Annotated in this window: 18 protein-coding genes, 2 tRNA genes, 1 pseudogene and 1 riboswitch; of the genes and pseudogenes, 6 read left to right on the top strand and 15 right to left on the bottom strand. The window is 43.4% G+C overall.

The features are described from left to right. Positions 1 to 75: 75 nt before the first annotated feature. Positions 76 to 149 (bottom strand) — tRNA-Gly (locus NYE53_RS03290). Positions 150 to 162: 13 nt separating this feature from the next. Then, positions 163 to 239: transfer RNA gene (locus tag NYE53_RS03285), tRNA-Arg, on the bottom strand. A gap of 335 nt (positions 240 to 574) precedes the next feature. On the opposite strand from NYE53_RS03285, the gene NYE53_RS03280 reads away from it, so the two are divergent. Next, a complete protein-coding gene (locus tag NYE53_RS03280; protein ID WP_042976998.1) occupies positions 575 to 1,429 on the top strand; it encodes a manganese catalase family protein in 855 nt (284 codons plus the stop codon). Between the two features lie 58 nt (positions 1,430 to 1,487). Here NYE53_RS03280 and gmuG read toward each other — a convergent pair. From gmuG to NYE53_RS03240, 8 genes and pseudogenes are all read right to left on the bottom strand, one after another. Then, positions 1,488 to 2,565 (bottom strand): annotated as a pseudogene (gene gmuG, locus NYE53_RS03275) (mannan endo-1,4-beta-mannosidase). Positions 2,566 to 2,583: 18 nt separating this feature from the next. After that, positions 2,584 to 3,531 carry a mannose-6-phosphate isomerase, class I gene (gene manA, locus NYE53_RS03270; protein WP_327827975.1) on the bottom strand — a complete coding sequence of 316 codons (948 nt, stop codon included), beginning with the start codon at positions 3,529 to 3,531 and terminating at the stop codon, positions 2,584 to 2,586. Continuing rightward, positions 3,528 to 4,427, bottom strand: a complete 900-nt coding sequence (gene gmuE, locus NYE53_RS03265; protein ID WP_064672007.1) for a fructokinase GmuE — start codon at positions 4,425 to 4,427, stop codon at positions 3,528 to 3,530. The genes manA and gmuE overlap by 4 nt, the downstream gene beginning before the upstream one ends. 28 nt (positions 4,428 to 4,455) lie before the next feature. Then, the gene (gene gmuR / locus NYE53_RS03260; RefSeq protein ID WP_015715336.1) at positions 4,456 to 5,169 is read right to left on the bottom strand and encodes a transcriptional regulator GmuR; all 714 of its coding nucleotides are present in this window, start codon (positions 5,167 to 5,169) and stop codon (positions 4,456 to 4,458) included. Between the two features lie 148 nt (positions 5,170 to 5,317). Further along, positions 5,318 to 6,715 carry a 6-phospho-beta-glucosidase GmuD gene (gmuD, locus tag NYE53_RS03255; RefSeq protein WP_339247236.1) on the bottom strand — a complete coding sequence of 466 codons (1,398 nt, stop codon included), beginning with the start codon at positions 6,713 to 6,715 and terminating at the stop codon, positions 5,318 to 5,320. A 17-nt stretch (positions 6,716 to 6,732) separates the two neighbouring features. Continuing rightward, entirely contained in the window at positions 6,733 to 8,061 is a 1,329-nt protein-coding gene (gene celB, locus NYE53_RS03250; RefSeq protein ID WP_339247234.1) for a PTS cellobiose transporter subunit IIC, read from the bottom strand. 18 nt (positions 8,062 to 8,079) lie between these two features. Next, positions 8,080 to 8,412 carry a PTS lactose/cellobiose transporter subunit IIA gene (locus NYE53_RS03245; protein ID WP_339247231.1) on the bottom strand — a complete coding sequence of 111 codons (333 nt, stop codon included), beginning with the start codon at positions 8,410 to 8,412 and terminating at the stop codon, positions 8,080 to 8,082. Next, entirely contained in the window at positions 8,412 to 8,723 is a 312-nt protein-coding gene (locus tag NYE53_RS03240) for a PTS sugar transporter subunit IIB (RefSeq protein ID WP_339247229.1), read from the bottom strand. Before NYE53_RS03240 ends, NYE53_RS03245 begins: the two co-directional genes overlap by 1 nt. Before the next feature lie 176 nt (positions 8,724 to 8,899). Beyond that, a riboswitch (purine riboswitch) is annotated at positions 8,900 to 8,999 on the top strand. A gap of 55 nt (positions 9,000 to 9,054) precedes the next feature. Here NYE53_RS03240 and pbuE point away from each other — a divergent pair. Further along, the gene (gene pbuE, locus NYE53_RS03235) at positions 9,055 to 10,221 is read left to right on the top strand and encodes a purine transporter PbuE (RefSeq protein WP_072175214.1); all 1,167 of its coding nucleotides are present in this window, start codon (positions 9,055 to 9,057) and stop codon (positions 10,219 to 10,221) included. Positions 10,222 to 10,236: 15 nt separating this feature from the next. Here the strand turns inward: pbuE and NYE53_RS03230 are convergent, their stop codons facing one another. Beyond that, positions 10,237 to 10,854, bottom strand: coding sequence for a YdhK family protein (locus tag NYE53_RS03230; protein ID WP_339247225.1), 618 nt, complete (start codon positions 10,852 to 10,854; stop codon positions 10,237 to 10,239). A gap of 142 nt (positions 10,855 to 10,996) precedes the next feature. Further along, positions 10,997 to 11,974, bottom strand: a complete 978-nt coding sequence (locus NYE53_RS03225; protein WP_339247223.1) for an HD domain-containing protein — start codon at positions 11,972 to 11,974, stop codon at positions 10,997 to 10,999. Between the two features lie 82 nt (positions 11,975 to 12,056). Between NYE53_RS03225 and NYE53_RS03220 the strand changes: the two genes are divergently transcribed. Together NYE53_RS03220 and NYE53_RS03215 are read left to right on the top strand one after the other, a co-directional pair. Beyond that, the gene (locus NYE53_RS03220; protein WP_080481243.1) at positions 12,057 to 12,539 is read left to right on the top strand and encodes a GNAT family N-acetyltransferase; all 483 of its coding nucleotides are present in this window, start codon (positions 12,057 to 12,059) and stop codon (positions 12,537 to 12,539) included. An 18-nt stretch (positions 12,540 to 12,557) separates the two neighbouring features. Next, positions 12,558 to 13,055 (top strand): YdhH/YoaO family protein, encoded by a 498-nt coding sequence (locus NYE53_RS03215; protein ID WP_021481629.1) that lies wholly within the window; start codon positions 12,558 to 12,560, stop codon positions 13,053 to 13,055. Positions 13,056 to 13,130: 75 nt separating this feature from the next. On the opposite strand, the gene fra is transcribed toward NYE53_RS03215, so the two are convergent. Continuing rightward, positions 13,131 to 13,502 (bottom strand): iron chaperone frataxin, encoded by a 372-nt coding sequence (gene fra / locus NYE53_RS03210; RefSeq protein ID WP_021481630.1) that lies wholly within the window; start codon positions 13,500 to 13,502, stop codon positions 13,131 to 13,133. A gap of 331 nt (positions 13,503 to 13,833) precedes the next feature. Here fra and phoB point away from each other — a divergent pair, with 331 nt between their 5' ends. Both phoB and NYE53_RS03200 read left to right on the top strand, forming a co-directional pair. Next, positions 13,834 to 15,222, top strand: coding sequence for an alkaline phosphatase PhoB (gene phoB, locus NYE53_RS03205; RefSeq protein ID WP_339247219.1), 1,389 nt, complete (start codon positions 13,834 to 13,836; stop codon positions 15,220 to 15,222). A gap of 65 nt (positions 15,223 to 15,287) precedes the next feature. Next, entirely contained in the window at positions 15,288 to 15,995 is a 708-nt protein-coding gene (locus NYE53_RS03200; protein WP_339247216.1) for a DUF4352 domain-containing protein, read from the top strand. 580 nt (positions 15,996 to 16,575) lie between these two features. On the opposite strand, the gene NYE53_RS03195 is transcribed toward NYE53_RS03200, so the two are convergent. After that, on the bottom strand, positions 16,576 to 17,976 hold the full coding sequence (locus tag NYE53_RS03195; protein ID WP_339247213.1) for a collagen-like protein: 1,401 nt from the start codon (positions 17,974 to 17,976) through the stop codon (positions 16,576 to 16,578). Positions 17,977 to 18,356: 380 nt separating this feature from the next. Continuing rightward, complete coding sequence (locus tag NYE53_RS03190) at positions 18,357 to 19,541, bottom strand: glycosyltransferase (RefSeq protein ID WP_123374420.1); 1,185 nt, start codon at positions 19,539 to 19,541, stop codon at positions 18,357 to 18,359. Positions 19,542 to 19,611 lie beyond the last annotated feature (70 nt).

Genomic DNA, 19,611 nt, shown 5'->3' with positions numbered 1-19,611 from the left:
ATCGCTGTGCGATTTATAAAAAATGAATTAACAGGTACGTTTTGTCTTGTTTAGTTTTCAAAGATCATTCAATAATGGAGCGGGTGATGAGAATCGAACTCACGACATCAGCTTGGAAGGCTGAGGTTTTACCACTAAACTACACCCGCGTGGTATCTTATATGGCGCGCCCGAGAGGAGTCGAACCCCTAACCTTTTGATCCGTAGTCAAACGCTCTATCCAATTGAGCTACGGGCGCTTATTAAGCGACTTAACTATCATACTATCATTTGATGTTGAAGTCAAGAAGTTTTTTAAAAATGTTTTTCGAATGATTTTCAATTCGACTTTTCTTATTATACACATTTTTAAAATCTTGTAAACACCTTAGAAAAACTTTTTTGTTTTTCTGTTTTGTTTCACGCTGTTCATCAGCGACGTTTAATAATATACCATGCCTGTTTTATTTGGTCAACACTTTTCCTGTATTTTTTTATTTTCTTCTATCACGCCTTCCCATGCTTATCATGTATATATTTTATCTCATCTTACAAATAATATAAGAAAATCTCTTAAGAAGAAATGAGGCGTGTTATGTATTACTACAAAGAGGAACTGATTAATATCATTAAACCGGACAAGCCAGACCCGGCAGCTGCTAAGGTCCTGCAGGAGATATTAGGCGGTCATTACGGAGAAATGCGTACAATGATGCAGTTTTTTTTTCAAAGCTCTAATTTCAGAGGAAAGCAGAAACAGTACCGCGATCTGCTTCGCGGCATTTTTTTAGAGGAGATTGCCCACGTTGAACTGGTTCAAAACACAATCAATGCTTTATTAGATGAATCAGGCGGTGAAGGTGTCGGCAGTCAAGGTACAGATCAAGCGCCACTTGATGAAGCGGTTAAACATGCTAATCCTCATCATTATATTATTGGAGCGCAAAGTTCCCTTCCTGTTGATGCAGGGGGCAATCCGTGGAACGGGTCGTGGGTGTATAACCACGGAAACTTAATTACTGACCTGCTGGATAACCTGCTTCTTGAGTCGACAGGTGTGCTGCAAAAAACAAGAATTTATGAAATGAGCTCTAATCAGACGTTCCGGGAAACACTTGCTTTTCTGATTGTACGCGACAATGCTCACCAGAATGCATTCGCGAAAGCGCTCGAGACATTGGGCGTTGAGTGGGCGAAGCTCCTCCCTGTACCGAATTATGACATTAATAAATATCCTGAGTGCAGAAAGTATGTCGAATTAGGCTACCATAATGCACAGTTTAACTTTAGGTTGGATGAAACGAGAATCGGTGAAATCTATCAAGGGAAATCTCCAAGCCGAAATGGCGGAGAGTTACAAGTAATAGATCCTCCGGCAGGGTTTCCCGTACCAGTGCTTCCTGAAATACCGAATGAACACAGTCCTGGGTTAGGCGATATGAATGCTTAATCCAGTGGGAAGGTGCTCAAGAAACTTCTTGAGCACCTTCTTATTGTACATTACTGATTCATTCAACGATTGGCGTTAAAGAATCGCCAATCCATATTTCTCCCTTATTGAGTGTCCAGCTGTCATGATATAAAGCTGAAGCACCCTTGTTTACTGCTGGGCTCCATTCATCATTCCATGCCAGTTTTAGGATATTTTTCTTTTATTGCATTGATAAATAGGCTGTAATCAAAGCTGCCGTTTGCTGTTTGCGGGCCGACTTCTGTAAAAGCAAATGGTTTATTAAGCGCTGTTAGCTGATCATATCCATTGATCGAGTAGGCATCTTGAAAATACGCATCTAATCCGACAATATCCACGTAAGACGCTCCCGGGTAAAAATCAGTTTTAAAATCTCGGTTGGCGTCGGGTGAGTAAACCCAAATCAAATGATCAAGTCCTCTTGTGTCGGTCATATAATGATAGATTTTCTTGTAGAGCTGTTTATATAGAGAGATTCTTTCATTATCCTTTTGGTTATATGATGTAAGTCCCCACCAAAACCATTCACCGTTCATTTCATGCAGCGGCCTGAACAAAACAGACACACCTTGGTTCTCCAGCTCTTGAAGTCCTTCAGCAATTTTGCTGAGCATGGCATTCAGCCGCTTCCCTTCTGCTGTTGAAGAATCTAGTATTTTTTTATACTGATCGTTTGTAATCGGTGTTTTAAAATGCCCTGACTGAAAAGCAGGATTCGCCAGGTGCATGCTGATTTGCGGGATTCCACCATTTTTCCAATACGATATTAAATCGCTGTTGCAGCTTACATCTATTGAATCTTCAATATTTGCTATTTCAAGCCATCCTCTGGCATAATCGCAGCCGTAAATAGCAGGCGATTGCCCGGTGGCGCTTCGGATTCTATCAGCCTCAGCCATAGAAAATGTGTCATGACTGTAACCTCCGAACGCTCCGGAAAGGACTCTGTTTTCCGTTCGGTTCGGCAGGTGCGCAAGCCAGTTCATCACTGCTTTTGTTGTCTGCTGGGCATTAGGATTCACAGGCGACACAGTATGCGCTTCAATTGGTTTTGCTAAAACAGCAGACGCAAGTAAAAATATAATGAGCAAAGAGATCGTATGTTTCTTAAACAAATGCAACTCCCCCATTCATTAAGGATGAGATATCATGAATTCACATGTTCCTTCTATTGAAAACGCGCCAAAATGCGCAGGCAAGACAAAGTGTGAGCCTGCATTGCATTCATACTGAATACCATTATTTATGATTCGTCCTGATCCGCTCAGAACACTCCCCAGCAAATAGGTTTGATGTGAAGGAAAAGCAGCTCGGCCGCTAATCTTCCATTTGTACACTGAGAAATAATCTGATTGCACATAAACAATGATCTCAGCGTTACCAACTTCTTTTACTTCCGGTGTATGCACTTTATCGATATGCGGTATCGTTATGACTTCCATGGCTTTTTCTATATGAAGAGTTCTTTTTTGGCCCTGGTCATTACAGCGGTCATAATCGTATACGCGATACGTTGTATCAGAGTTTTGCTGGATTTCAAGGACAAGGGTTCCCTCACATAAAGCATGGAGTGTACCGCTTGGCACATAAAAGAAATCTCCGGGCTTGATTTTGATTCGCCTCAGCAGCCCGTTCCAATCACCGCTTTCTATTCGTTGTTTGAATTCCTCCTTTGTGCTTGCGTGATGTCCCAAAATCAGTTCGGCGTCATCTTTGCAATCAATGATATACCAGCACTCCGTTTTACCAAGGTCACCATTTTCATGCAGTTTTGCATAATCATCATCAGGATGGACTTGCACGGAGAGATCCATATTGGCGTCCAGCAGCTTTACCAGCAGCGGAAACACCTTACCATCCGGAAACCCGAATATCTCTGGATGATCTTGCCATACTTGATCTAGTGTCTTTCCTGCCAGCGGGCCATTTTTTACAGCCGACGGACCATGGGCATGTGCAGAAACGGCCCAACACTCACCTGTTTTTTGTGAGGGTATTGCGTAGCCAAAAGCGTCACGAAGCCTCGTCCCTCCCCATAGTCTTTCTTTAAAGACAGGCTCCAAAAATAAAGGATGCTTCATGATCGTACCTCCCCGGATGCTGCCTCTGCTTGTAAGGCCTGATGCGCTAAAACCAGCGTGCCGATGATTCCTGCGTTACTGCCTAAACGTGGAGGTACAATATAATCACTTATATCATCTGATAATTCAGAAAAATCTAAGTAGCTGTTCATGATTTTTGGTACATATTGATAGATATAAGAAAACACTTGTTTCTGTTGCATGACGCCGCCGCCAAGAATGATTTTTTTAGGTGCAAGGATCAAAATATACTGAGCCAGTGCTTGGGCAATATAGTACCCTTCCAGTTCCCAGACTTGTGCTATATCTGATAAATCCGCGGCTTTTTTTCCCCAGCGCGCTTCAATGGCGGGACCGGAAGCCAAGCCTTCAAAGCAATCTCCATGATAAGGACACTTCCCTTGGTATGCGTCATCCGGGTGCCTCCGGATATAAATATGGCCCATCTCTGGGTGCGACAGCCCCTGAAGGAGCCTGCCCCCTACAATTGCGCCCGCACCGATGCCAGTACCAATCGTTATATACAGGCAGCTGTCGAGACCCTTCGCTTCACCGAAAAGGAATTCACCCAGCGCCGCAGCGTTGACATCTGTACTAAATCCGACTGGGATTTTCATTTCGTTCTTAACGGTTTGCAAAAAGGGGTAGTGTCTCCAGCCCGCTTTCGGCGTGGCCATAATGGTACCGTATGTTTGACTGGTTTTATCGTTATCTACGGGACCAAAGGAACCGATGCCGATTGCCTGTAATGAAAATTGGCGAAAATATTGAATTACTTTCTCTATCGTTTCATCCGGCATCTTTGTGGGGAATTCTATTCGGTCAATGATTGTTCCATCTTCCTTACCGACAGCACAAACAATCTTTGTGCCGCCTGCTTCAATACCGCCAAGCATGCAGATGGCCTCCTTGTTGTCTCCGCAATCAGCGCCGTATGTTTACAGAAGTCACAACAAACTTGTCATGCCGATGACGTGAAAAGGAATATTCAAATGGAATCCCGGTATCTAAGAAGCCCACATGTTCCACTTCAAGAATTGGATCATCCTGTTTACAGCCCAGATGCTGCTGGTCAATATGATCAGATTTGCAGGCTCTGATTTTCCGATGCGTTCCGGCGATTTTGAGCTGCAGCACATTTGTAATATGATTGTAGATCGAATCATGAAGGACATCGTCATTAATGCCCGGTATTAAATGAGTCGGCATATATGTTTTTTCTAATACATAGGGTTCACCTTCTACAATTCGCAGCCGAACGACATAATAAACCGGTGTTTTCTGATCAATAGACAAATGGGCGGCCACTTCCTCAGTGGGAAATTGCACTTCAAACTGAATGACCTTGCTTTGGATTTTTTTATCTTTCAGCAAGTTGGTCAATCCGAGAATCTCATTGCTGACTACATGGACATGGTCATCCTGTATTGCAGATTGAATAATAAACGTGCCATGGCCTCGTTTTCTGAACAGCAGACCCTCGGCAACTAAATTATCCAAGGCTCTCTTCATCGTCATGCGGCTTGAGTTAAATTCTTTTGCAAGAGATACTTCATCAGGAATGGGCTGATCGATCGGATATACGTTATTTTTAATTCTATTTCTCATTTCATTTGCAATGATTTCGTATTTATTCATTGGTATCCTCCGGCAGCTGTTAGAGTTTGATATCACATAAGCTTTTACGGATATCATAAGTTCTTTTCCCTATTTCATCAATGTTGCGGATTTTCGTCATCTCTATTCGTTATGATGATTGCCGGAAGATCTTGACCTTTAGGAAAATCTAGAAACCGCTTTGCTCAGCAACCTTTTTGAACCATTTTCCGCTCTTTTTGACGGTTCTTTCTCCGTCTTTCTCAAGATTGACTGATACAAATCCGTATCGGTTTTTATAGGCATTTGTCCAAGACCAGTTGTCCATGAACGTCCATAAGTGATAGCCTTTTACGTTCGAGCCTTCCTGTATGGCGCGGTGAATCCATTTGAGGTGCTCTTTTATAAATTCAATCCGGTAATCATCTTGAATGATGCCTTGTTCATCCCTGAATCGCTCTTCACCTTCAACCCCCATACCGTTTTCAGAGATAAAACACTCGATGTTGCCGTAGTTTTCTTTTAAATTAATCAAAATATCATAAACGCCTTTTTCATAGATCTCCCAGCCACGATGCGGATTCATTTTGCGGCCCGGCATGACGTAGGGATCAAAATACCTGTCAGGCAAAAAAGGAGCGTCGGGATTCGGAAGATGTTCTTTCGCTTTCACACGTCTCGGCTGGTAATAATTCACTCCCAACAGGTCAACCGTGTTCTTTTTGATGATGTCAAGATCTTCAGCGTTGTAATCTGGCATAAAGCCTTCATGCTTCAAAATGTCAACCAGCTCTTTTGGAAATTCACCTTTGACAGATGGGTCTAAAAAGGATCTGTTAAAAAACGCGTCTGCGATTTCCCCGGCTTTCACATCCGCCGGATGGCTGCTTCTCGGGTATGAAGGGGTCAAATTTAAGATGATACCGATTTTTCCGTCCTGCTTCATCTCCCTGTAAGCCTGAATGGCGCGGGCACTTGATAACATCGTATGAAATCCAACTTGGACGGCCTCTTTAAAGTCGACCTTATTTGGATAATGAAAATCATATAAGTAGCCGCCTTCTACGGGAACGATTGGTTCATTATGCGTGAACCATTTTTTCACTCTGCCGCCAAACAAACGGAAGCAAGTTCTTGCATAGTTTTCATACGCGTCAACCGTCTCTCTATTGACCCAGCCGCCGATTTTTTGAAGCACCATCGGCATATCGAAATGAAACAAATTGACAAAAGGTTCAATTCCGTTAGCGATCAACTCATCAATGACATTGTTATAGAAATCTGCGGCTGTATCGTTGATCTCGCCCGTTCCGTTTGGTATTAAACGTGACCAGGAAATCGACATCCGGAACGAGTTGTGGCCAAGCTCCTTCATCAGCCTGATATCTTCTTTATAGTTGTCGTAAAATTGGGATGTTTCTGCGGGTCCGATATGATCAAAAAAACGATGCGGTTCTTTTTCAAACCAATAATCCCATATATTCTGGCCTTTTCCGTCTCTATCGGCGGCACCCTCCGTTTGTGTTGCTGAAGCGGATGATCCCCACCAAAAATCCTTTGGAAAACGATATTGTTCTGTTTGTGCCAAGTCTCTCTCCCCTTATGTCACATTTTTATGCTGTTATCATTTTGCTGAGCAGCTGTTTCCTGTACAGCCTGTTCTTTTTCTTTTGCCAGATTTAATTTATCCATTGCTTTTAGAAACGGAAACCAAATCACGAAGACAATCAGCAGATTGATAAGCTGCATCACGCCCCCCATGATCGAGTTCGTCGCCATGATGCCATTAATGAATAATGGAACCGTCCACGGCACCGTCACACCAGTCGGAGGCGGAACGAGCCCCGCCGACATGGCCAAATAGGTGACGAGCGTAACAACCATCGGCGCCAGCACCCAAGGCACAATAATGATCGGATTCATGACAATCGGAAGCCCGAAGATAATCGGTTCGTTGACGTTAAAAATACCGGGAGCAAGGCCAAGTTTTGATACTTGCTTCATCTGCCTGCTTTTCATGAATATGAGAATGGTAAACACAATCGCAAGCGTCATCCCGGTTCCGCCCATCCCTACTGTATAAATCTCCATAAACGGTTTTGAAATAATATGAGGGATTTCTTTTCCCGCCGTGTAAGCAGAAAGGTTTTCTACCTGCAGTGTATTCCAAATCGGGTCCATCACGGAGTTGATAATGATCTGTCCATGCAGTCCGAAAAACCAAAGAATTTGAATGAAAAACACGGCAATCAGCGTTGGAATGATACCGCTTCCAAGTCCGACAAGCGGAGCCTGAATTGCGTGATAAATGACGTCGTGCATATTTGTTTTTAAAAACAGAGTTACCATTACGTTAATCAGCAAAAATACGGTCAATGTGATAAAAGCCGGAATAAGTGCGGCGAATGATTTTGCTACAGCAGGCGGAACGCCGGCTGGCATTTTGATTGTCAGGTTTTTTTGAACGATTCTTCTGTAGATTTCGCCAGAAAGAAATGCCGTAATCATCCCAAGAAACATCCCTTTTGCACCGAGACGGTCGACCGGGATAACCCCTGTAACGGCATCTCCTGTTTCCGGCTGAACGATAAATGGCGTTAAGAGCAAAAAGGAAACCAAAGCGATCGCTCCGCCAAATACAGCTTCGACCTGATAGCTTTTTGACAGGTAATAGCCTATCCCGAACACAACAAAGACAGACATAATGCCCATTGTCGTCGTGGAGGCAATGCCGAAATGAGACTGAAACGATGTAAGCATTGAGGCGTTCATGATTTTGTTTAGAAACGGCAAATTCGTTAACACGACAAAAATGGACCCGAATATCGTCAGCGGGAAAGCCAGCATAAATGCATCACGCAGCACTTGCAAATAGCGGTTATTGTTTAACCTCCCTGCAATTGGAACAAGGAATTGGCTGATTTTCTCGAACACCCTATCCACCCCGATTATTTATAGATTCTTGGTTTTAAAGAGATCAAGCATCTCTTTCACTAATTCTTTCATGGATAATGTTGACATCAGATGATCCTCTGCATGCATAAGCAGCAATGAGAAAACTGCTGCTTCTCCGCCGGATTCCTTCTGTATCATTTGAAAGTGAATGTCATGGGCCGCGGATAAATCCTGCTCCGCCTTGGCAATGAGGGCATCAGCCTCGTCCTTGTTTCCTTCTTTATAGGCGCGCAGTGATTGTAGGATGCAGCTGCGGGCATTTCCGCTGTGCAGGATTAGCTGAAAACTGATTTGCTCGTCTGTTAAATTCGTGATTTTCACCTGTTCCATTATTGATTCACCATTAAGGACAATGCCTGCTCATACGCTTTTTTCCCATCTGCCATTCCGTAGGCCATCATGTCAATGACTTCAACCCGAATGTTGTATTGATCCGCTTCTTTTTGGAGTTCGCTTTTCAGAAAGCTCATTTGCGGACCGATCAAAACGGCATCCGCTTTTCTCATGTCTTCTTTTGCCTTATCTTGGCCAACAGCCCAAATCTCTACTTCCTCACCGATAGACTGTGCGTATTCCTTCATTTTTGTCACCAATAAACTGGTAGACATTCCTGAACTGCACGCGAGTAATATTTTTTTCAACTGCTATCCCCCCTTGTGATTAAAACGCTTACACGGATTATTATAGTCATTTATTTTTAAATGTCTATACTTTTATAAAATAAATATAATCATACACTTGTCCGGTTCATTACTTTGTAAATTTTTCTATGGAAGATTCATTCATAATGTGGTACACTCATCAACGGAAACGAATCAATTAAATAGCTATTATCACTTGTATAACCTCAATAATATGGTTTGAGGGTGTCTACCAGGAACCGTAAAATCCTGATTACAAAATTTGTTTATGACATTTTTTGTAATCAGGATTTTTTTTATTTATCAAAACATTTAAGTAAAGGAGTTTGTTATGAATTTCAAAGTTTTCCTGCTTGCAGCTTCTACGATTGCAGTCGGATTGGTTGAGTTAATTGTGGGGGGAATTCTTCCTCAGATCGCAAATGATTTAGACATTTCCATTGTTTCAGCCGGACAGCTGATCAGTGTGTTTGCGCTGGGATATGCAGTATCTGGGCCGCTGCTTTTGGCATTGACTGCGAAGATTGAGCGGAAGCGCTTATATCTAATTGCTTTATTTGTTTTCTTCCTTAGCAATCTTGTCGCCTATTTCAGCCCTAATTTCGCAACACTGATGGTATCTAGGGTATTGGCAGCAATGAGTACAGGGCTGATTGTTGTGCTTTCTTTAACAATTGCCCCGAAAATTGTAGCGCCTGAATACAGAGCCCGCGCAATCGGAATTATTTTTATGGGATTCAGCTCTGCTATCGCATTAGGCGTGCCGGTCGGAATCTTAATCAGCGATTCCTTCGGGTGGCGGATTTTGTTCCTTGGCATCGGCCTGTTGGCGCTGATCTCCATGCTGATTATTTCAATCTTCTTTGAAAGAATACCGGCGGAAAAAATGATTCCTTTCCGGGAACAACTCAAGACGATCGGTAATCTGAAAATCGCGAGTTCACACCTCGTCACGATGTTTACATTAGCTGGCCACTACACGCTTTACGCTTACTTTGCACCGTTTTTAGAAGAGACTCTTCACCTGAGCTCTTTCTGGGTCAGCATTTGTTATTTCCTTTTCGGGATATCTGCTGTATGCGGAGGCCCTTTCGGAGGAGCGCTATCTGACCGGCTTGGTTCCTTTAAGAGCATTTTGCTGGTGACCGGTTCCTTTGCCATCATTATGTTCTTACTGCCGCTGTCTACATCGTCTATGATTTTCTTTTTGCCTGTCATGGTGATTTGGGGTCTTCTGAGCTGGAGCCTCGCCCCGGCTCAGCAAAGCTATTTAATTGAAATTGCACCTGATTCGTCTGACATTCAGCAAAGCTTTAACACATCGGCCCTCCAAGTCGGAATTGCCCTTGGCTCAGCCATTGGCGGTGTTGTTTTGGATCAGACGGGTACTGTGGTGTCAACTGCATGGTGCGGCGGATCGATTGTGATCATCGCTGTCCTGTTTGCTTTCATTTCTTTAACAAGACCTGTTCAAACAGCAAAAAAATCCTCCTTGTAAAAGGAGGATTTTTTATTATTTAGCTGAAAGCTCATCTTCTGTGACCCATTTGTGGTTTTTCACTTTTTCGCCGCTCGTTGTCGATGTATAGTCAACCATGTATACAGTTGTTTTTTCTGCCGAGTCGATCTCGGCTGTTGCTCCTTTCATGCCTTTCATATGAGAAGCCTCTAAAATCACCTGATCTCCGGGTTGTAACGTTTTATCTCCAGCATCTTTGATTTCTTCTTGGATCACCCATTTGTGATGATCCACACGCTGTCCCCCATTAGTCGGAGTATAAGAAACAACATACGCCGTTGTATCATAGGCGCCTGTTACCGTAGCTTCGGCACCTTTCATGCCTTTCATATGGGAAGTATTGATGATTACCTGGCTTCCTATTTTGTATTTCGGATTTTTAGATTCCTGTAATCCCTCTGGAACGTCAGCTGATCCGGAATGGTCCATCTCTTCATGTGTTGAGGAGTCTGGATGATTGTCATGTGTGCTTTGTTTCGTACTGTTGTTATTGCCGCATGCTGATAAAACTAAAACAAGAGATAACATCAGAATTCCCAGTGCATTTTTAGAGATTTTCATGTTCATTCTCCTTTGCTTCATTTTTTTCCTGTAACTTTTGCCCGCAGACAATGAAAACACGCCCTCTCGATAATACTATACCCCCGAATGGTATGTAAATACGCTGATATTCTCATAAAGCGTTCCCGCAGTTTGTCCTATTCCCCTTTGTTTGCAAAGCCAAACATGAAAAAAGGCCGCTGTGAGGCGGCATTTACTGATTTAAGATTTTTATATACACACCTTTTTTTGCTTTTTGATAAGCGGCCTCACCCATTTTCCTCACCTTTTCAGAAGCATCTGAGGATTTGATCCATTCGCCATCAAAAAAAATGGATGGATCGATTAGGCGCATTTTCTTCTTTTGATGGAAATCGTACTGGATGTCATCCTCTATTACTTGTATGCCGGGATGAATGGATGTAAGCAAGCTCAGGACTTCTTCATTTTTTGATGCACGCAGGATGTTCAGTACCTCTTGGTCCGTTTTCAGCAGATCCTCTGCGGATATGACATCATGCCGCAGCGCTGCCTTCAATGCTCGCGCTAAATATTCATATCCATATACATTCACGGGATTCAAAAAGAAATCAATCACTTCCTTGTAGTACACACTGACAAACCATTCGGCAGCTTCAATACTATCAGGAAACATCCTTCCGTTTCTCACAATAAGATGATCCAAAAAGGTTTGCGCTTCGTGCAGGCTAATGTGTCCATATCGGTACATATCACGCAGCGTATAGTCTGTCCGATCAGCACACAGCTCCGGTGCGGGCTGTTCGAGCAATGTCCACCTTGAATCGTCAGATAAAAGTTCTTCAGTATGATAGCCGTGTTTTTGTAAAATGTCCGGGATTTCAGAGTGAACAATGACTTGTTGAAAGATGTTTTCATGATAGTCTTCTGCTTGATTTTCAAAGACAACGTCGACCACATGAGAAAAAGCTGTGTGTGATACGTCGTGGAGCAGACCCGCAATCTGTTCTTCTATCGTTCCTCCGAGCTTTTTGATGAGGAGCATTACGCCGATGGAGTGCTCATACCTGGTCACATTCCACCTTCGATTGACTAAAAAGCTTGCTCCGCCTTGATAGATCCCTTTTAATCTTTGCACAGGAGCGCTTTTGATAAGCTCTTCCAGTACTCCATCTATATGGTGGTGCCCGTAAATAACATCGCTGATTTCCATGCCGTCACCTCAATATCTATTTTTTTTGTTATATATTGTTTATATTGATAGTACATATGCAATCTTTCAATAGAGGAGTGTTATGATGATCATCATCCCAAACAATGAGATAGCGAAACATATGTTGACCGATTTTTTTGCCAAGCAATGGGGTACACCCGAGATGGCGATTTCCAGCGGCATTTTTCGGTGTGATGAATTAGATGGATTTGCCGCAGTAAATGAAAGCGGCGAAATCATTGGCTGTATTACATACTTGATAGATGGGAAAGATTTTGAAATTATTTCATTAGATAGTATGATTGAAAATAAAGGAATCGGCACAGCTTTACTTCAGCAGGTTGAAGAGACGGCTAAATATGCACATTGTCAACGAATAAAGCTTATCACAACGAATGATAATGTACATGCGATGGCGTTTTATCAAAAGAGAGGCTATCAATTCGCTGCAGTGTTTCCGAACGCAGTTGAAAAAGCGCGCCGACTCAAGCCGGAGATTCCCGAGGTGGCTGAAAACGGCATTTTGATTCGGGATGAAATTCTATTTTCGAAGGTAATTGATTAAACGAATAGGAGTCTTTTTATGTCCAGTCATTATAAATACCCTCTCATTTTCACGGCATTCCTATTAATCGCTTTCTGCTTGATCTTTTTTTCCTATCACCTGATTCATCATGTTCGTTTGGAGTATCCGAATTGGCAGGGAGAAAGCAAAGACCAGAATTGGGAAGCTGTTTTCAAAAAAAATGAAGATGCACCGAATGAATACAGCGGCAAACTTTATTGGATCGGTGATACAATTGAAATAGACAACACTTATTTGGAATCCCTGATTGTAAAAAAGGATGATGAAATTCTGCTGAGTTCTGACACGGAAATCCCGATGCATGATTATGCTGGAGGCACTTTTTCTGATGGAAGCGCAAAAGAAAAGTCCGTTTCTTTTTTAGAGCGGTTAGATGAACATGAGCTTGAAGGCCATGATATTACGATTGAAGTGAAATGGAAACAAGGTAATCATTATTCTGCGAGCCAGCTTACGCTCAATGAAAAGACCTTGTTTGAAGAAAAGCAGCAATAGATGATCAAAACGAAAAATAGACAAATGAAAAGGTGTAACATATTTTATACAGCTCATATGTTATGCCTTTTTCCTTCATTTTCGCCAAAAAGTGGAGCAGTCTGCCTTATCCCGAATATTAAACTCAATCATTTTCTCAAGTAGCGTGTAATCAACTGGATCATTCCAAAGGATACGTATCAGCTGCTCGGTGTAGTCATATCCTGCCTTCACAATATCATCCTCTACGTGCGCTATCGTTACTTTTTCAGGAGCGACAGCTAAATGCTTTTTAGAAACACTAAAGCCAATAATAAATGTACCGTGATCCGTAAACATCGGTTGGTTCCATTTTATTTCTGTATGTAAATTTGGATATTTATTTTTTATCCAAGTTAACACCTCTTCCGTTCTTTCTCGGTGGAACGGGTCATCAATCCCGGCTAAATACTCAGAAAAAACGTCCATGTTGTTCCCTCCTAAAATAAAATGATGCCACTCCATATGAATTGCTCAGACATGTGCTTACACAATACCTCTTTCCAACATAATACTTAAAATTGTTCAAGATGTAAGCGGGTTGCTTGTATGCGACTATAGCAGATTTCAGTCCGCCTATCCACGGCCAGTATCTATTCCTCCAATTTATTTCTATAGTACTATCACTCTTTCCTTTCTCTTGATAGCAGTTCATTATTCTTGTAAATCCAATCTTTAAAATCGATTAATACTAGCTTAACAGTTTAAAAATATAATTGGGTTGTCATTGAGATTCATCTATATTTAGGAGGTTATCCAGTTGAAAAAATTCCCGAAGAAATTACTGCCTATCGCGGTTTTATCATCAATTGCGTTCAGCAGCTTAGCCAGCGGCAGTGTGCCTGAAGCCAGCGCCCAGGAAAAGAAAAAGGGGAACCACGACGAAATTAAGAATGTTATTGTTCTGATTGGTGATGGTATGGGTGTGTCTTATACGTCTGCTTATCGATACTTAAAGGATAATAAAAAGACAAAAGTTGTGGAGCCTACGGCTTTTGATCAGTATCTTGTCGGCCAGCAAACAACTTACCCCGATGATCCTGAACAAAATATAACGGATTCTGCAGCGGCGGCAACGGCTATGTCTGCGGGAATTAAAACATACAATAATGCCATAGCCGTTGATAACGACGGATCAGAAGCCAAAACGGTGCTTGAAGCTGCGAAAGAAAAAGGAAAAGCAACAGGACTTGTGGCCACTTCAGAAATTACACACGCCACTCCGGCCTCTTTCGGTTCACATGACCACAGCCGAAAAAATATGAACTCGATTGCTGATGATTATTTTGATGAAATGGTCAACGGCAAGCACAAAATTGATGTCCTTCTAGGCGGAGGAAAGAGCAATTTTGACCGTAAGGACCGTAATTTGATCAAGGAATTCAAAAAAGCGGGGTACAGCTATGTGGATAACCGCAAGGACATGCTGAAAAACAAAGACAGCCAAGTTCTCGGCCTATTCGCTGACGGCGCCCTGCCTAAAAAGATTGACCGGACGAAGGATGTTCCATCACTTAAAGATATGACAAACACAGCCATTAAAAAATTAAACAAGGATAAAGACGGATTCTTCCTCATGGTAGAAGGCAGCCAAATTGACTGGGCGGGCCATGACAATGATATCGTCGGCGCCATGAGCGAGATGGAAGACTTCGAACAAGCTTATAAGGCGGCTATTGATTTCGCTAAAAAAGACAAGCACACATTGGTTGTCGCAACGGCTGACCACTCAACCGGCGGATATTCCATCGGTGCGGACGGCATCTACAATTGGTTCAGTGAACCCATTAAAGCCGCAAAACGCACACCTGACTTTATGGCAGAAAAGATCGCTGACGGCGCGGATGTTGAAAAAATATTAAAAACGTATATTGATCAAAAGAAATTAGCTTTAACTGAATCAGAAATTCAATCTGTTGAAAAAGCCGCAAAAACGAAAGAAGTGCTTGAAATCGATAATGCGATCGAGGAAATATTCAATAAACGCTCCCACACCGGCTGGACGACAGGCGGACATACTGGTGAAGATGTTCCGGTCTATGCGTACGGACCGTCTAGCGAGGAATTTGCAGGCCAAATTGATAATACTGAAATTGCCAAAAATGTCTTCAACGCTTTACAATACAACATTAAGATTAAAGATAAGTAAAAGAATACAAGGTGTCCCGTTGCTTGTATGAAGTAACGGGCTCTCTTATTAATGGGGGAATCATCATGAGAGGAATTCTTTCGATCTTCGTTTTTATCGTCGTGCTCGCGGGCTGCTCATCGAACACCAATACAGAAAAACAAAGTACTGGCGGAGAGCAAGCGGTAAAAGCTACACCGCAAAGCACATCATCTCAAAAAGACAGCATAGATGACTACCAGCCTAATTCCCAAGTAACCGATGACCGGTCATTGCTGAAGGTGGGCCAAACGTTTTCTGATGACAAGGGAAAAGCTGCTTTAAAGGATATCAAGCAAGTGAATCAAACATATAAGATTAGCGACGTGGAGTTAACAGTAAAAGAAATGAAGCTGATCCACTTGCGCCCAGACTACAGCATGATTGATTACTTTCATGTGTTAACACACGATGAAGAGTTTGATTTTGTTAAGGTCTTTGTTGACATCAAGAACACATCTTCAAAGAAAGTAAATGTTGCGCCGATTGCCTTGATGAAAACAAATACAGGGGAAACTTTTGATTGGAACAAAGATATTTATCTTGAAGAGTTAAATGGCGAATTGGAAGGCGGAGCCGAAAAGTCCGGAAATCTCGGTTTTATTGTAAACGCATCAAGCGGCCATGCTCATGATGAACAATCAGCTGATAAGAAGAAAAAAGAGATCAAGTGGATTGAAATTACAACAAGTGACGTTTTTGACCAAAACCATAAGAAGATCAGTAATTCTAAAAAGATCAAAATTGAATTTTAACGATTGCCTTCCAACATGGAAGGTTTTTTTATCGGTGAAGTTAAACAGATACGATCTTATTTTTTTGGGCGAAAATAGAATAATTCATCTGTTCATCAAGCCCTAACTTTGGAGCTGTTCTTATCGATGCTAAATTGTTAACTTCACTATCCTATCTTGGTGATGGCATATCCAAAACGTTTAGTTGAGCTGTTTGTAGTCATTTCTTCGTCAATTCTTTTTATAGTGCAATCTTTAGATGCTGTAAACCCTGTTTAAGCGATTAAAAGAAAAGGTATATCTTCTCATTTCTACAATACCGATTTTTAGTGTTTTACGCACCCTATCCCAGTTATCACTTGAAGGAAATAAAGTAAATCGAACTTCTTTTTCTTTGCTATAGTGATAAAAGTCTATCAGTGAGTTATGAAATTCAGTATTTTTTTCTTCTCCCCATACAAAATAAATACCTGAGATAAAAAGGACTTGGATCGTTTGTATGATTAACATAAACAAGATCAAAAAAAAGCACTGTTGAAGTATTAAGTACTAGTAAAATCAATAGAGTACTTTTTGTTTGTTCATGACACAGTGCTAATTGTTAGTCTAATTTTTTAATTACAATTGAAGCGTTTACGTTAGTTTGTGTCCCTCCTGCCAAAGTCTGCAGAGTCACTGCGGCAGCGGACGTATGATTTCGAAGAGTTAGAACATCGCCAGCTGCTATGGCTATTATAGCCTGACCATTGTTTTGCTGAGTACCTGCACCCGAACCGTAGACTGTATTCGTAATCGGCGCACCATTTAAAAATAGTGTGAATTGGTTAGGTTCTACTCCCGAAACAGAAAAAGTGACCTCATAGTCTCCCGGAGTGGTAATTGCAATTTGAGAAGTTCCGGGAGCATGTGTAATTCCTGGGGTGGTTATCCCTGTTGAATCAAAAATGACATCAGCCTCTATAGCTACCGTTTGAGCGCTTAAGTTATATATATACCCGTATTCGGATAACCCAGCTGCTCCTGTGCCGGTTGCTCCTGTGGCCCCTGTCGCTCCAGTGGCTCCGGCTGGTCCGGCGTCCCCTGTAGCTCCTGTGGCCCCTGTGCCTCCGGCTGGTCCGGCGTTCCCGGTTGCTCCTGTGGCTCCCGTCGCTCCGGTGGCTCCGGCTGGTCCGACGTCCCCTGTAGCTCCCGTGGCTCCCGTCGCTCCGGTGGCTCCGGCTGGTCCGGCGTCCCCTGTAGCTCCTGTGGCCCCTGTGCCTCCGGCTGGTCCGGCGTTCCCGGTTGCTCCTGTGGCTCCCGTCGCTCCGGTGGCTCCGGCTGGTCCGACGTCCCCTGTAGCTCCCGTGGCTCCCGTCGCTCCCGTGGCTCCGGCTGGTCCGACGTCCCCTGTAGCTCCCGTGGCTCCCGTCGCTCCCGTGGCTCCGGCTGGTCCGGCGTCTCCTGTGGCTCCCGTGACTCCTGTTGCTCCGGTCGCCCCTAGTGGTCCTGTGGCTCCCGTCGCTCCGGTGGCTCCCGTGGCTCCGGCGTCCCCTGTGGCTCCCGTCGCTCCGGTGGCTCCGGCTGGTCCGGCGTCTCCTGTGGCTCCCGTCGCTCCCGTGGCTCCGGCTGGTCCGGCGTCCCCTGTGGCTCCTGTCGCTCCGGCTGGTCCGGCATCCCCTGTGGCCCCCGTGGCCCCCGTGGCCCCCGTAGCTCCTGTCGCTCCCGTGGCTCCCGTGGCTCCGGCTGGTCCGGCGTCCCCTGTGGCTCCTGTCGCTCCGGCTGGTCCGGCATCCCCTGTAGCTCCTGTGGCCCCCGTGGCCCCCGTAGCTCCTGTCGCTCCCGTGGCTCCCGTGGCTCCGGCCAGTCCTGGTGGTCCTGTGGCCCCTGTTGCTCCGGGCAGCCCTGGCAGCCCCGGTGGTCCTTGTGGTCCTTGTGGTCCTGTGGCTCCAATACTGCCTGGAATACCGCGTAATCCGCGTGGTCCCTGCGGCCCTCTTGCTACCCTTACGCAACAGCAGCACATACATGAATGTTTAGGCTCATGATTTTTTTTGGGGCCCACTCTACAACTGGGGCTTGAAGAGTTAGATCCACAGTAAGGGCACCTATGTGACGATTTCCAAGACATAGTTTCTATTCACATCCTTTTATAACTGCACTTTCCATACGCTTATTCATAATATGAAAAATGATTTTGAGTGTGAATTAATCGAAAGTATTCCTTCTGCTGCCGTCTCCCTCTGAAAATGAGCCCTTACATATATCATCCTTTTGCCAAAACCGATGATCCGCAAAATGGCTCCGGTTATCTCCACAATGCCAATAAGACTCTATCAGTAAAAAGAGTGAGACCGTTTTCATCTCACTCTTTTTTCTTATTTCATGCGAAGGTATTTTTGCTGTTTATTTTCTCTGCTCTATAAATTGATCGATCCGCTCCATTGCCTCTTCCATATTCATGCAATCCTGAAAGCTTTGATTGATTTTTTGAATCCCTTCTATATATCGATCGTTATTCAACACTTCTTCCACTGCATGTTTTAATGACTGTGCGGTTACATGGTCTTTAGATACTGTATAACCGGCTTGTAATTCAGTCAGCCGCTGGGCCACCATTGGTTGGTCCTTATCGTGCGGCATTACAACTAACGGAACGTTAAAATGAATGCCTTCATTTACACTGTTCATTCCCCCGTGAGTGATGAAAACATCTGATTGTTCCAGCACTTCCAATTGAGGCACATACGAAGCAATGATAAAGTTCTCAGGCGCTTGCTTTAATTTTGTCAGATCAGCTTTTTCTCCCGCAGCTATCACGACCTTGCCCTTGACATCAGAAAATGCATCTATACATAAGTTGAAAAACTCTTCTGTTTCGTCTAGTACAGTCCCCATTGAAATATAAATGACCTTTTCACCTTTTAGCTGTTCTATCGGGAAATCTGTTTTTTCCGCTCTTTTTGGAAAGCTGGGACCGATAAACAGATATTCATCCCCGAAACGATCGCTTTCAGGCTGAAAATAACGGCTCGTATACACCACATTCAATTCCCCTTGATTGTTCATGAATTGAACCAGGTTTTTCGGAGCGACACCGTACGTTTCTTTCATTTTTGCCAAAAGATCTTCGCACTCTTGATCCAATTCAAGCGGCGCTCCAGACTCCGGATGCAGCGGCAGGATTTTCAGGTGCTCCTCGCCAAACAAGAAAGACGCCGATGAAGAGACCCCTGGAATATCTAAGTAATCCCTCACCAATTCCCCCGCGCCGAATTTATCATAATAAACAAAATCAAATTGAATGCTCTTAGATAAGTCTTTGACAATCTGTAAAATGTCCAATGACGTTTTGATATGGATTTTCAAGAAATCAAGAATGCCATTGGGCGAACCGACATGAATAGGTGTCGTTCGCAGCAGATCCCGGTGAAGATGGACCGTTGCTCCCGCTGCTTCTAATCGTTTTTTATATTTTTCAGTGGATATATAATGGACATCATATCCCTTATCGGAAAACGCTTTTGTAATGCCTAAGGTAGGATTCACATGGCCTTCCGCAGGAAAATTCAAAATCAATACTGTCTTCATGTAGACAACTCCCTCTCAAATCGTATTCTGACTCTTTGTTTGATCAGACTACTACTAATCGTAAAATGGG

Origin of the sequence: Bacillus sp. FSL R5-0523 (assembly GCF_037975295.1) — a bacterium.
GTDB classification, from domain to species: domain Bacteria; phylum Bacillota; class Bacilli; order Bacillales; family Bacillaceae; genus Bacillus; species Bacillus subtilis.
The sequence above is the reverse complement of the archived record's forward strand: the minus strand, read 5'-3'. Positions and strand labels throughout refer to the sequence as shown.

Coding starts and splice junctions, on each gene's coding strand:
- NYE53_RS03280 (WP_042976998.1), top strand. CDS start 575: ATGTATTACTACAAAGAGGAACTGATTAATATCATTAAACCGGACAAG.
- manA (WP_327827975.1), bottom strand. CDS start 3,531: ATGAAGCATCCTTTATTTTTGGAGCCTGTCTTTAAAGAAAGACTATGG.
- gmuE (WP_064672007.1), bottom strand. CDS start 4,427: ATGCTTGGCGGTATTGAAGCAGGCGGCACAAAGATTGTTTGTGCTGTC.
- gmuR (WP_015715336.1), bottom strand. CDS start 5,169: ATGAATAAATACGAAATCATTGCAAATGAAATGAGAAATAGAATTAAA.
- NYE53_RS03245 (WP_339247231.1), bottom strand. CDS start 8,412: ATGGAACAGGTGAAAATCACGAATTTAACAGACGAGCAAATCAGTTTT.
- pbuE (WP_072175214.1), top strand. CDS start 9,055: ATGAATTTCAAAGTTTTCCTGCTTGCAGCTTCTACGATTGCAGTCGGA.
- NYE53_RS03225 (WP_339247223.1), bottom strand. CDS start 11,974: ATGGAAATCAGCGATGTTATTTACGGGCACCACCATATAGATGGAGTA.
- NYE53_RS03220 (WP_080481243.1), top strand. CDS start 12,057: ATGATGATCATCATCCCAAACAATGAGATAGCGAAACATATGTTGACC.
- NYE53_RS03215 (WP_021481629.1), top strand. CDS start 12,558: ATGTCCAGTCATTATAAATACCCTCTCATTTTCACGGCATTCCTATTA.
- fra (WP_021481630.1), bottom strand. CDS start 13,502: ATGGACGTTTTTTCTGAGTATTTAGCCGGGATTGATGACCCGTTCCAC.
- NYE53_RS03200 (WP_339247216.1), top strand. CDS start 15,288: ATGAGAGGAATTCTTTCGATCTTCGTTTTTATCGTCGTGCTCGCGGGC.
- NYE53_RS03195 (WP_339247213.1), bottom strand. CDS start 17,976: ATGTGCTGCTGTTGCGTAAGGGTAGCAAGAGGGCCGCAGGGACCACGC.
- NYE53_RS03190 (WP_123374420.1), bottom strand. CDS start 19,541: ATGAAGACAGTATTGATTTTGAATTTTCCTGCGGAAGGCCATGTGAAT.